The organism is Methanomicrobia archaeon (assembly GCA_011049045.1).
GTDB lineage: Archaea > Halobacteriota > Syntropharchaeia > Alkanophagales > Methanospirareceae > JACGMN01.
In genome coordinates, this window is record DSCO01000041.1 from 46,775 (window position 1) to 58,775 (window position 12,001).

A 12,001-nucleotide genomic window follows, 5' to 3' on the forward strand; every position below is an offset into this window, starting at 1 on the left:
GAGCATGGCAAAGATGCCACTCTCTTATATCCGAACACTCTCGCGACTCGTGACCTTCCAGATGCGGCGACGGGGCATGGATGTTGCCGTTGACAGCTCAGGATTCAGCCTCAAGACGAGCAGTAAGTGGTTCGACATCCGCATTAGGCGCCAATCCTCGAAAAGGATTACCTCAAGCTCCACATCGTCATCGATGTGGAGACGAACATCATTCTCCAGTTCACCATTACCGATTGGCGTGGCTCTGATTCCAGAGAGTTCAAACGATTGATCCGTGATTTGCCCCGTCTCGGGAAGGCAGCAGCCGACAAGGCGTATTCCTCGCGGGTGAACTGTCAGACAGTATCAGACAAGAAAGGGCGGCCTTTCATTGCTTTCAAGGCAAATGCCAAGGGTAGACCTAAAGGCTATCCGGCATGGCAGATCTCCTTCCGGGCGTATACGGAACACCCGGAAGAATGGCTGGATGCCTACCACATAAGGAGTGTGGTGGAGGCTGCGTTTTCCAGTATTAAGCGCTGTTGGGGTCCCGATATCAAGAGCGTTAAAGGTTGGCTGAAGCGGAGAGAACTGGCCATTAAGGTAGTGGCGTATAACCTTAAACGCGTGCTCTATATCGAGCTGGGGAAGGAGTGGGGAATTCCCCTCTGGTCGAACTGCCAGTAATTTCAGGTTCTGCCACGAGGCGAAGCCCACGTTCGCCCCCATCTACTCTGTATGCTCTCCTCCATGATAATACCTATCCCTTATGATGGCCACGGCGTAGGTATTCACTCCAGCGAATCGACTTTCGGGATGAAGCCGCTTCTTTAGAAAGCTTTTTATGCTGCGCATACAATTGACATCTAGTGGAGGAAAAGGGAGGGAATGAATTTTTCACCTCCCAACCGACGAATTTAGCCCTCTCTTTTTCTCCTCTCCTTATGGACGCCTTGTGTGTGATCGGATGCGGACTTTGGCGTAATTGCCGGCCATGGCACCAGATTTAATAATGACAACAACGAAGGCAGGGCAAAGCGAGACAAGAATGAATGAACGCTGACGAGATCGGAGAGGCGGAGCGCTCGTTTCGGGACTCCTTCAGAGAGTCGATGCAGCTGCGCAAGCTCACTTCAGAAGCTATAACTGCGTTCCAAGCCCTCATCTATGCCTATTTCCGCGAGCACGGTCGCAAGCTTCCCTGGCGCGAGACGAATGACCCTTATCACATCCTCGTCTCTGAGATCATGCTCCAGCAGACGCAGGTTGAACGTGTTATCGAAAAATACGAGGCGTTCATCAACGCGTTCCCCGATTTCCACGCGCTGGTGCAAGCGCCGCTCCAGGAGATCCTGCAGGTGTGGCAAGGGCTGGGCTATAACCGACGTGCCATTGCGCTAAAGCGAACGGCTGAAACGGTCGTTACGGTCTATGCAGGCGCGCTCCCTTCTGAACCCACTGAGCTCGTCAAGCTCCCGGGAATCGGCCCATACACCGCTGCTGCCATTCTCACCTTCGCGTTCAGCCAACCCCAGGTGTTCATCGAGACGAACATCCGAACCGTCTTCATCCACTTCTTCTTCGCTGAACAAAGCGAGATTGCTGATGCTGAGATTCGCCCGCTGGTGAAACAGACGCTCGACGCGGAAGAGCCGCGAAGATGGTATTACGCGCTCATGGACTACGGCGTCCTGCTCAAGCAGCAGTACCAGAACCCCGGTCGACGCAGCGCGCACTACCAGAAGCAGACGCCGTTCAAAGGCTCAAACCGTGAGCTGCGAGGCGCTCTTCTGCGAGCATTGACGCGCGAATCGCGTGTATCTGAACGCGAACTCATCCAGGTCGTCGGCGCAGATCCAGAGCGTATGGAGCACGCTCTCGGTCAACTCCAGAACGAGGGGCTGGTGAAGAAGAGCGGTTCATACTTCCATATCGCGTGAAGTACACCTGCAGTATACCGCCCGCCGTACGTAGCGTAGTCTGCCGGACAAAAAGAGCCGCGCAGAGCGCTGCGACCGATCGCGGTGGGCGGGAATCGTGCCTCTTGGACCGCGTAACAACATTCTTGACCTGAGAAAGGGTGATATATAGGGGTGTTCCTACCTACTACTACAAAATGAAGATGGAAGATAACTTAGTAAAGGCAGCGCATGTGCTCGTGCATCCGATACGGTTCAGGATCGTGGAGTAGCTCACAAAGAGGCCGATGCACGTCAGTGAGATCAGCAAGATGTTAGGCGAAGAGCGGCGACTTATCTCTTATCATCTCGATACGCTCGAGGAACACGGCTTCGTGGAGAGCAAGCATGAGATCTCCGAGCACCCAAAATCAAAAGGAAAAGCTCTACGGGTCTACTGGACGACAGATAAGGTAAAGGGCGTTATCGGGGAGATAAAACGGATGTGACGACCGTATCGGTCTTCTTTCCCTAGCTCTTTACGTAGTCCTGATAGCTGCCTGCTTCTGCAGAGGGACGGTCAGGCATTGTCACGCAGTCTTTCCACCTTCTGCACGTACGCATCCATGTCAAATTTCCGTTTCAGGCCTGCCGCGCTCATGTACCGCACCTTCCCGACAATCGCGCGTTCTTGCCACGGGCGGTCATGGGTTCCGAAGCACCACGCGATACCGGTGATGCCATTCGGGTCTCGTCCGTCCAGCTCGTATGTATCGTTGAGGAACAGCGCAGTGGTAAAAGCAGCCTCAGGCGTGCTGCTCCACTCGAGGATCTTCTTCCCCCAGTACATCCGCAGGTAGCCGTGCATCTTCCCGCAGCGCACCATCTCCATCTGAGCGGCATTCCAGTAGCGATCATGTGTCTCTGCATGCTCCAGCTCCGCGCGCGTATAGAGGTACTCCCGTGGATCTTCCGCATGCTCCTGCAACGTTTTCCGCGCCCATTCAGGGAGACCGTCAAGCGAGTCGCAGGCGAGATTGTAATAGCAGTAGTTTTCCGCGAGCTCCCGTCTCACGATAAGCTCTTCAAAAAACGTCTCCCGGGCATGACGGGGCGCTTCTGACCGGTTAACTTCCAGAGCGACGCGTTGCGCGGCGATCTGTCCGAAGTGGAGATACGGTGAAAGATTCGAGAGCGCATCCTTGCTCGGATCGTTTCGCTGCTCGGGGTATGCTCCCAGTTTATGCTCCAGAAACTGCTGTAATACCTGATACGCGGCTGTTTCACCCGGCTCCAGCCATTTCACCGCCGATACAGGCTCATCTACGCGTAACGTTCTTACGGCATATCTCCAGTCGATGGTCTTCAGTGATTCTTGCCACTCATGAGGGTGCCTGCGGAGCGGGGTGAACTCCTCCAAAAAGTCCGGCACTGCACGGGTTATCTTCGGCCGAAAGGTACGGGCCGCATACTCCTGCTTTGGCGATGCGAGCCAGCAGGGGACGATATTGTGCGTGTCAACCTCGTAAAAAGGGCACTCGATCTTCTCTGCTATCCCCGCCTTCCAATTCCGATTCATTCTGAGGGGCGTGAAATCGGATACCAGAACGCCAACGTCGTTACTCCTGACAAAGGTGGGGATCTCCATCTCCGGTGAACCGGTGACCACCACGAGCGGGATGTTCTCCGCTGCTAAACGCTTCTCCACCTCCTGTAAACCCGCGATCATGAACAGATACTGCCGCATCGTAGCGTCGAGAAAGTGGGGGACAAGGCAGAAGATCACGACCAATGGTGCTTTACGGCGTATCGCGAGTTCCTGAGCGAAGAGCAGCGCCCAGTTATCGTGCATTCGTTGGTCTCGACTCATCCAGTAGACCACAGGTCCCTGGCTCTCCTCCTCACCGCCTTTCAACAGGCGTACACGATTCGGATTCATGTTATCAGGTGGTGATCTTGCCGGGTTATCGTTACCATCGGGCTCTTCACTGCTCGCTCAATAAGAAGCGCTAGGAGAAATAAGCGGCTATTTCCGCGATGAAGACTAAGAGCAGGACGAGCGGAATAACGTATTTGATCAGCGGGAACAGGAGGTCACCAAGCGTCCAGCGAGCGTTCCTGTTCATCTCGGTCTCAATTACCTGTTTCTTGAAGAACCAGGTAACGGCGATTGCGATAAGCAGAGCGGATAGGATGATACACAGTGTACCGAAGAATTGATCCACCAGATCAAGAACGGGCATATTGAAGAGCTGGAGATTCAACCCCGAGTAACTCAGGGCAGCGGGTAATCCGAGCACCAGCACGATTCCGGATAAGAGCGCGGTCGCTCTGAATCTGCTCAGGGCGGTCTCGTCCACCAGCGCCGTCACCCCGACCTCGAGGAGTGAAATGGCTGAGGTCAAAGCGGCGAAAAAGAGCAGCAGGAAGAAGATGGCGGCCAGTACCGCGCCGTAAGAGATCTGAGCAAAGATGAGCGGGAGCGTGATAAACGCCAGGCTCACCCCCGCCGTGGGCTCAAAGCCGAACGAAAAGACGATCGGGAAAATCAAGAGACCACTGGAGAACGCGATAAGGAGATCGCTTAATGCGATGATCCCTGCATTACTGATCAAACTGATATCCTCCTCGAGATAGCTCCCGTAGGTCAGCAGGATCCCGAAGCCGACGCCGAGCGAGAAGAATGCCTGTCCAAAGGCCGCGATCCATACCGAGAAATCAGCGAGCTTCGCGAAATCGGGGGTGAGGTAGAAGGAGATGCCTGCCCGTGCATTCGGGAGCATCAGGGCATAGACGATCATGAACGCGAGAAGCAGGATGAACGCGGGAACCAGCACCTTGTTGGCGCTCTCGATGCCTCCCCGGATGCCTTTCACGACGATCATGGCCATGATGAGCACGACAATGATGAAGAAACCAGGCGAGAGATAGGTTTGGATGAAGTTCTCGAAAACGAGGTCTATGTTCGTAACGGCAAACAGAAAGAAGGCCAGTGTCCAACCGGTGATCACCAGATAATAGCTGAGCACTATGGTAGAAACGAGCACGGCGCCTATGCCGATCCAGATAAGCTCTCGCCTGATGAACCGCATCGCGGTGACGATCGAGCGTTTGAAATGCCGACCGACAGCAAACTCGAGGACTGCCAGCGGAATTCCAAAAAGCAGAAGTGAAAGTATGTACGGAATGAGAAAGGCACCACCACCATTTTGGCCCGCGACGTACGGGAACCGCCAGACATTCCCCAGTCCCAGCGCTGATCCTATTGCCGCCAGTAAAAAACCGAGTTGCGATCCCCAGTGCTCCCGTGGCATCTTAATCCCTCCCGCGTTTAGTGCACGGCGATTAGACCGAAAAGACCGAACAATGGTAGGATACAGGTCTCACCGTTAATATAACCTGCACCTCCTGGAGATGGCACAGCGTTATTGGGATCACGCGTAACGGAGTGGGGAACTGCTGCTCTTAAGCGCGGGCTCACACCGTGCGTGATAGCCGTAGTAGATCTAAAAGCAGCCCGGTAAGCGAGAAAAGGCGCTGCGACCCTTGTGGTTACAGCTTCTCTCTGAGCTCGGCGAGCACGGCATCCACTCTGTCGGTGACCCAGAATTTCCGTATAGCCTTCCCTTTTGACTTATCCTGCTCCGAGATCTCGTATTTACTGCTCAGGAATCCATAAGTCTCCAGAATCTGGAGATGATAAGAGACGAGCCGCCGCTCTTCGCCCAGCGCCTTACTGATACTGTTGATATGCATCGTTTTTTCCCTGAGGAGTTCCACGATCCTGAACCGCATCGGATGCACAAGCACATGCGCGTCCATCACCAACTGGTCTTCAAGTTGATTCATAGCTTACCCTATGAGGTGGCATATAAAAGCTTTAGGGCGTAAAAAATACTTTTATAGGCTAAGTTCACATTACGTCTGTGCGACCGCCATCCGCGCGCAGAAGGAGGGGGTCAGGGAGAAAGATATAAAGGTCAAGCTCCTTGCAGGGGCCGTGACTTTTTTTATCCTCCCAACTGGCTTCAGAGAGGGGTGGCGGGCCGTAGCTTTTTTTTGAGTTCTGCGGTCCTCCCATCGTGCTTCAACTACGCAGTCGCTGCTGCCCTCGGCGCCGCAACGTTTAAGTGCGGGGCGGGCTATTGAGAAGCATGGAAAAAATTACGGACATTGCTGAGATCATCAGGCTCTTGAATGAGGATTTTGCCCACGAGATAGAGAATACGATGATTTATGTCCGGAACTCGTTCGTCATCAAGCCGTGCGATCCCAGCAGAGTAACTGAGGACATCTCGGTCGATGAGATGCGGCACATGTGGTGGCTGGCGGATCTGATCGTCAAACGAGGCGGGAAGCCGAGTATGGAGCATAGTGAGCTCGAGTTCGGTGGTGACGATCTGAGAAGCCAATTGGAGCGGCAGATCGCGCTGGAGACCGAAGCGATTGAGCGCTATAAACAGCATATAGAGCTCATTGACGATGCGGAAGTGGTCGGTGTCCTGAAGCACATTCTGGATGAAGAGAAACGGCACCGGAAAGAATTCAGGATGCGGCTCGCGCAGATCGATGAGTGAGTGAGTGAGTGAGTGAGTGAGTGAGTGGCAGCCGTTGGCTCGTTAGAGACTGGTAACGGAAGATGGCAATAGGTCTCCGAGAGCACGTCTGCGCCTGTTTATTCGTCTTGTGACACGTCACCGCGCTCGCTAGGGCTGCTGAGCAAGCTGAGCAGTTTGATCGCATCGCTGAGCAATGAGAGCGCGTCAGATGACGAGGGTAAGACCGTAAGATCGATGGAGAAGAACACCTTCGCCTTCGTCCCGGCGCTCCGTAAAAATGCGCACACATCCGTCGTCTGGTTTTCACCGCGCTGCATCTCCGCGTCCACGTCCGTCGACTGCTCGGGATCAGCCTCGGCGTCTCCGCAGAAGAGGTCTACCGCGTAGAGGAGCACGCGACTGGAAAGTAATGCCGATGCGAGATACGAGCCCCGCTCATACTCATTGAGCGCCTCTGTAAGATGGAGTTCACCGTAAACATCGGATTGTGCGCCCGATAGCTCGACCAGCTGGTTCTTAATACGTGCAAGCTGCTCCAGCTCCGCTTCTGATCGCGCGGCAGGCAGACTGCGCAACGCCTCGATGCCCTTGTCACACTCAGCTTCTATATCGCGTAACAGCGCTTTTTGCTTGTACACCGCAGAATAATCCCTGCCCTTCGTCTCGATGTCTCGCAGGTACACCTTAAGCTCCTGCTCAGCGGCGATATGAGCGAAATGCATCTTCGCGATCTTGTAGGCCTCAACCGCGATACCCAGCTCCTCTGTCGGTCCGAACAACGAATCTGGCATGGACTGTCGAAGCTGCTTGCTCAGCTCCTTTATTGACTCAAATTCTTTTGCGATATCATCGGCATCGCGCACCATTAAGGTCATCTCCTTTCAGACACCCTCCTTGAATCTCCACTCGGGAAGCACCATCGGTTAGTTCCTCGTGAGCCGCAGGCCGGCGTGACGAATACCGTACACAACCCACCGTGAACCCCAGCGACCACACATTCTTATGTGCCTCATGTATGTAAAAGGTATCCTCATTTTTAGTCGGACCGGATCACGGCAACTCAGCATCAGGCTTGATAACTGTGCCGGGCACGAAACGGTTTTGAGCGCTTTGGTCCGGTGCAGGTATTGCTTCGGGTCCGAGTTGAGCTGACTACAGATTTACCGTGCTCCTCTCGGGTAGAATACTGGTAAGGAGCGCCAGGATCGGGCCAATCACAAGCCCCGCCCAGATGAACAGGCCGATGATGCCAAGGATAGCTATACCGACCCGCTCTTTTGCCGCTACGGATGCGTGCACGCGCAGGGCGAGCCGCAGCAGTAACATGCCGACGGTGATAGGTAGCAATGCAAGGATAAGGGTAATGATGACCGCACCGGTCACGGGGGCCAGGCTCACGGCGATGCCCATCTGCGTGAGCGTAATGCCACCGCTTCCGATATACAGAAATGCAGCAAGGCACCCGAGCCAGTCATGCGTCCTCATGGTGCGTCGCTGCCAGAAGAGGAGTGCGAATCCAGGGATAACGATAGCAAACAGGGGTGCCAGGATAACGGTCCAGGCCTGCCCTTCCCAGCGGCGCACACCGATCACGTCCAGGGGCACGCGTATCCACTCCACCAGCGTGAATTCCTCACGATAACCGACCGCGAGTCCGTATCGACCGCCGTTTGTCGGCTCGTAGACCGCTACGTAATACGTTCCCGCTGTTGTGACCGTGGTATCAAGATCGGCGACTTCGTAGAGCGCCGATGGTGTGAAGGGCTCGTAGCTCCCCTGATCGGGGCGCTGCCCTTCTATCACCCGTGCATCCAACCCCGCAGGCACGGTAACAAACTCGGGTACGGTACCCTGTGGTTCGATACCGGATCCCATGACCACCAGCCCGGGTGTAAAGGCACTTTCACGTGGTGTGAAGAGTGAAAGCCGCAGCCGCTGGCCCTGTTCCATTTCGAACTCGAAATAGTTAACAACACCGCCCTCACGAAGCTCAGCGTAAACCGCCCAGGATTTGAGCGGGTCGTGAATATGCGTAGCAGTCTCGATCGCCTCGTTATCGCCGGTCGTGATCGGCACGTGCGCCTGCACTACCGTCAGCAGAATGATGCAGAGCAAAGCGAGGCCACACCAGAGCGAGACCCTCACGAACCGCATGTATACTAATTTCCTCTTTTGGACGTTAAAAAGATCGTGGGCAAACGGGCTGCTCACGCGCGGCTACAGAGGGCTGTGGGATGGGGGGGACATGTGCGTGCTCTGTTTTGGTGCACCTCGTTCCAGAGCCAGACAGAAGCGCTAACTAACGGTTGAAAGCCAGACTGAGCACAGTTCCACGAAAACCGATACCGATTACCAAAGCACTTATCACTTATACGAGCTTATGCAATATATAGTAGTAATGCACGAATATAACTTGTTTATCGGTGGGGAATGGACTGATTCATCCACGGATGAGACGTTCGATGATATCAACCCTGCGACACTGGACAAGCTCGCCTCATTTCAGGTTGCGAACAGCGACGATGTGGCTCGTGCAGTAGACGCTGCATGGGTAGCATTTGAGCACTGGAGCGAGACACCGGCACCCAAACGTGCAATGGTGCTCTTTCGGGCCGCGCGGCTACTGGAAGAGCGGAAAGAAGAGCTCGCTGTTCTGATGACGCAGGAGATGGGGAAAGTGCTCTCGGAGACCCGAGGTGACGTCCAGGAAGCCATTGACATCACGTTGTACGCGGCCGGTGAGGGGCGGCGGATGCTGGGCGAGACGACCACCTCGGAATTGAAGGACAAGTTTTGCATGACTGTCCTGCAGCCCATCGGCGTTATCGGTGTGATCACGCCCTGGAACTTCCCCATGGCCATACCGGCCTGGAAACTGATGCCAGCCCTCGTTGCCGGGAATGGGATCGTCATGAAACCGGCGAGTGACACGCCATTGCTAGCCCTCAAGCTGGTAGAGATATTGACAGAAGCAGGCTTGCCTTTCGGGGTGATCAACCTGGTCTTTGGACCCGGTGAGACCGTGGGCGCGGCCCTCGTTCATCACCCTGATATTCGAGCCATCTCCTTTACCGGCAGTCTGGCGACCGGGAAGTGGATCATGGGCGAATGTGCTCAGGACATGAAACGGGTCTCACTGGAATTGGGCGGTAAGAACCCTATTATTATTATGGACGATGCTGATCTTGATCTTGCCCTGGAAGGCGTGGTCTGGGGCGCCTTCGGCACCACGGGACAGCGCTGTACCGCAGCCAGCAGGGTGATCGTGCACGAGTCGGTAAAGGACGAGTTCACCCAGAGACTCCTGGCAATGACACAGGCACTCCGGCTTGGTAACGGCCTTGACCCAAAAACGGATGTCGGTCCGGTGATCAACGAACGCCAGCTCCGAAAGATCGAGAACTATGTACCGATAGGTCAGGACGAAGGTGCAACGCTGCTGACCGGAGGTAACGCTACCACACCAGGTTTGCCAGGCTACTTCTTCCAGCCCACCATCTTTACCGATGTGAACTCCGAGATGCGGATCGCGCAGGAGGAGATATTCGGACCCGTGGTCTCCCTGATCTCCACATCGGGATTAGACGAAGCCATCGAGGTGGCGAACGCTACACGCTACGGCCTCTCATCTTCCATTTACACCCGGGACATCGCCAGTGCGTTCAGGGCGATCAACGAGATCGAAGCCGGTATCACCTACATCAACTCTTCCACCATCGGAGCGGAGGTCCATCTCTCGTTTGGCGGCGTGAAAGGAACGGGCAACGGGTTCCGAGAAGCAGGCACCGACGCCATCAAGGAGTTCACCGAGGTGAAAGCGGTGTACATCGATTACAGCGGTAAGCTCCAGAAGGCGCAGATCGATTGAGGAGCGAGGGAGAACACCTACATGATTGAACCGCTCGGCAACCGCGCGAAGGAGATTATTCAACGCGACTGTCAGATCATTTCCACCTGTATAACGCGCCCATATCCGCTGGTGCTCGAGCGCGCTCAAGGAGCGACCGTTACCGATGTTGACGGGCAGACGTATATCGATTTCGGCGCGGGCACCGCGGTGATGAACGTGGGGTATTCGAACCCTGAGGTCTCGGCGGCCGTCACGGCACAGTTGGCAAAGATGGTTCACGCTGATTTCTCAACCTTCTTCGCCGACCCGCCGGTCAAACTGGCGGAAAAACTGCAGCAAATGACCGGCTATGACCGCGTTTTCTTCAGTAACAGCGGCACCGAGTCGGTTGAAGCCGCGATCAAACTGGCGATCTGGAAATCCCGCAGGCAGAGCCTGGTGAGCTTTTACGGTGCATTCCACGGCCGGACTCTCGGTGCGCTCTCACTGACCTGCTCGAAGATCAGACAGAAAGAGCACTTTCCCACGCTCAGGGTTGTTCATGCCCCCTACGGGTATTGCTACCGATGTCCACTCCACCTTCACTATCCGGACTGTGGTATTGCCTGTGCTCGCGAGATCGAGCGCGTGATATTCAAACGAGAACTGAGTCCGATGGACACGGCCGCGATCGTTGTGGAGCCGATCCAGGGTGAGGGTGGCTATATCGTGCCACCGGCGGATTTCCACCGGGAGCTCAGACGGATCTGTGACGCCCACAACGTGTTCCTGGTGGCGGACGAGGTGCAGTCAGGCTGCTATCGCACCGGCAGGTTCATGGCTATGGAGCACTTCGGCGTCCGGGCCGATATCGTATGTATGGCGAAGGCGCTGGGCGGCGGTCTTCCGCTCGGGGCAACCCTGTCCAGTCGCTCGATCATGGACTGGCCGCCGGGCACTCATTCCAACACGTTCGGTGGCAATCTGCTCGCAGCTGCGGCCTCGCTTGCTGCACTGAACTACATGGATAAGGAAGGTCTTGGAACGCGCGCGCACCACCTGGGCGCGCATATGATGAAGCGGCTGCGAGAGCTGCAGTCGCGCTATCCTGTAATCGGAGACGTGCGAGGTCTCGGTCTGATGATCGGGGTCGAGATCGTTAAGCCAGATGGGTCTGTAGACCCGGAGGCACGGGACAGGATAGTGGTTGAGGGATTCAAGGAAAGAATCGTACTGCTGCCCTGCGGCGACTCGGTCATTCGGTTCTGCCCGCCGTTGGTCATCGCGAAGGATGAAGTGGATATTGGTCTGGATCAGTTCGAGGTGGCAGTGAAAGAGTATCTTAAATCTTACTGAGGTTTGAGGTCAGACCCGTATTACAAACAACACTCAGACCAGCTTTGTATAAAAGCCTGGTGAGCTCTCCTTGTATGACGCGGCTTAAAGTTAAAATGTGAACGGGGCAAGATAGTATAAACGGATAGATGACACGATAGCCAGGCGGCGGTTTATCGGCGAAACGGTGGTGCTTTTACAATGGTTAGAGGACCAGATGAGCAGACCGTAGCGTTGCTACGCGAACATATGCGATATATCAGGGCGAGATTTTTACCTACCTAAACTCTTCTTTTTAACCCATAAGGTCTCGCCCGAGAGGTCATCAGCACAGCATGGGTGGTCGCGAATCGCCCTTTCATCGCCGAGCGATGCCTGTTCATCCTTTTTGCGCATATTTA

Annotated in this window: 11 protein-coding genes; 6 read left to right on the top strand and 5 right to left on the bottom strand. The window is 55.1% G+C overall.

Features of this window, described 5'->3' with window-relative positions:
* Positions 1 to 153 precede the first annotated feature (153 nt).
* The 3 genes from ENN68_05235 to ENN68_05245 all read left to right on the top strand — a co-directional run bounded on the left by ENN68_05235 (position 154) and on the right by ENN68_05245 (position 2,386).
* Positions 154 to 666: an IS4/IS5 family transposase gene (locus ENN68_05235; GenBank protein HDS45481.1), complete on the top strand. Its 513-nt coding sequence runs from the start codon at positions 154 to 156 to the stop codon at positions 664 to 666.
* Between the two features lie 365 nt (positions 667 to 1,031).
* Positions 1,032 to 1,919 carry an A/G-specific adenine glycosylase gene (locus ENN68_05240; GenBank protein ID HDS45482.1) on the top strand — a complete coding sequence of 296 codons (888 nt, stop codon included), beginning with the start codon at positions 1,032 to 1,034 and terminating at the stop codon, positions 1,917 to 1,919.
* A gap of 266 nt (positions 1,920 to 2,185) precedes the next feature.
* Complete coding sequence (locus ENN68_05245) at positions 2,186 to 2,386, top strand: transcriptional regulator (GenBank protein ID HDS45483.1); 201 nt, start codon at positions 2,186 to 2,188, stop codon at positions 2,384 to 2,386.
* Between the two features lie 71 nt (positions 2,387 to 2,457).
* On the opposite strand, the gene ENN68_05250 is transcribed toward ENN68_05245, so the two are convergent.
* From ENN68_05250 to ENN68_05260, 3 genes are all read right to left on the bottom strand, one after another.
* On the bottom strand, positions 2,458 to 3,816 hold the full coding sequence (locus ENN68_05250; GenBank protein HDS45484.1) for a deoxyribodipyrimidine photo-lyase: 1,359 nt from the start codon (positions 3,814 to 3,816) through the stop codon (positions 2,458 to 2,460).
* A 70-nt stretch (positions 3,817 to 3,886) separates the two neighbouring features.
* Positions 3,887 to 5,191, bottom strand: a complete 1,305-nt coding sequence (locus ENN68_05255; protein ID HDS45485.1) for a sodium-dependent transporter — start codon at positions 5,189 to 5,191, stop codon at positions 3,887 to 3,889.
* 238 nt (positions 5,192 to 5,429) lie between these two features.
* Positions 5,430 to 5,726: a transcriptional regulator gene (locus ENN68_05260; protein ID HDS45486.1), complete on the bottom strand. Its 297-nt coding sequence runs from the start codon at positions 5,724 to 5,726 to the stop codon at positions 5,430 to 5,432.
* Between the two features lie 305 nt (positions 5,727 to 6,031).
* Here ENN68_05260 and ENN68_05265 point away from each other — a divergent pair, with 305 nt between their 5' ends.
* The gene (locus ENN68_05265; protein HDS45487.1) at positions 6,032 to 6,454 is read left to right on the top strand and encodes a ferritin-like domain-containing protein; all 423 of its coding nucleotides are present in this window, start codon (positions 6,032 to 6,034) and stop codon (positions 6,452 to 6,454) included.
* A gap of 98 nt (positions 6,455 to 6,552) precedes the next feature.
* Here the strand turns inward: ENN68_05265 and ENN68_05270 are convergent, their stop codons facing one another.
* Together ENN68_05270 and ENN68_05275 are read right to left on the bottom strand one after the other, a co-directional pair.
* Complete coding sequence (locus ENN68_05270) at positions 6,553 to 7,311, bottom strand: hypothetical protein (GenBank protein ID HDS45488.1); 759 nt, start codon at positions 7,309 to 7,311, stop codon at positions 6,553 to 6,555.
* Between the two features lie 277 nt (positions 7,312 to 7,588).
* Positions 7,589 to 8,590 carry a hypothetical protein gene (locus tag ENN68_05275; protein ID HDS45489.1) on the bottom strand — a complete coding sequence of 334 codons (1,002 nt, stop codon included), beginning with the start codon at positions 8,588 to 8,590 and terminating at the stop codon, positions 7,589 to 7,591.
* 244 nt (positions 8,591 to 8,834) lie between these two features.
* Between ENN68_05275 and ENN68_05280 the strand changes: the two genes are divergently transcribed.
* Complete coding sequence (locus tag ENN68_05280; GenBank protein HDS45490.1) at positions 8,835 to 10,304, top strand: aldehyde dehydrogenase family protein; 1,470 nt, start codon at positions 8,835 to 8,837, stop codon at positions 10,302 to 10,304.
* Positions 10,305 to 10,325: 21 nt separating this feature from the next.
* The gene (locus ENN68_05285; protein HDS45491.1) at positions 10,326 to 11,621 is read left to right on the top strand and encodes an aminotransferase class III-fold pyridoxal phosphate-dependent enzyme; all 1,296 of its coding nucleotides are present in this window, start codon (positions 10,326 to 10,328) and stop codon (positions 11,619 to 11,621) included.
* The last annotated feature ends 380 nt before the right edge of the window (positions 11,622 to 12,001 follow it).

Coding starts and splice junctions, on each gene's coding strand:
- ENN68_05240 (HDS45482.1), top strand. CDS start 1,032: ATGAACGCTGACGAGATCGGAGAGGCGGAGCGCTCGTTTCGGGACTCC.
- ENN68_05245 (HDS45483.1), top strand. CDS start 2,186: ATGCACGTCAGTGAGATCAGCAAGATGTTAGGCGAAGAGCGGCGACTT.
- ENN68_05250 (HDS45484.1), bottom strand. CDS start 3,816: ATGAATCCGAATCGTGTACGCCTGTTGAAAGGCGGTGAGGAGGAGAGC.
- ENN68_05255 (HDS45485.1), bottom strand. CDS start 5,191: ATGCCACGGGAGCACTGGGGATCGCAACTCGGTTTTTTACTGGCGGCA.
- ENN68_05260 (HDS45486.1), bottom strand. CDS start 5,726: ATGAATCAACTTGAAGACCAGTTGGTGATGGACGCGCATGTGCTTGTG.
- ENN68_05265 (HDS45487.1), top strand. CDS start 6,032: ATGGAAAAAATTACGGACATTGCTGAGATCATCAGGCTCTTGAATGAG.
- ENN68_05270 (HDS45488.1), bottom strand. CDS start 7,311: ATGACCTTAATGGTGCGCGATGCCGATGATATCGCAAAAGAATTTGAG.
- ENN68_05275 (HDS45489.1), bottom strand. CDS start 8,590: ATGCGGTTCGTGAGGGTCTCGCTCTGGTGTGGCCTCGCTTTGCTCTGC.
- ENN68_05280 (HDS45490.1), top strand. CDS start 8,835: ATGCACGAATATAACTTGTTTATCGGTGGGGAATGGACTGATTCATCC.
- ENN68_05285 (HDS45491.1), top strand. CDS start 10,326: ATGATTGAACCGCTCGGCAACCGCGCGAAGGAGATTATTCAACGCGAC.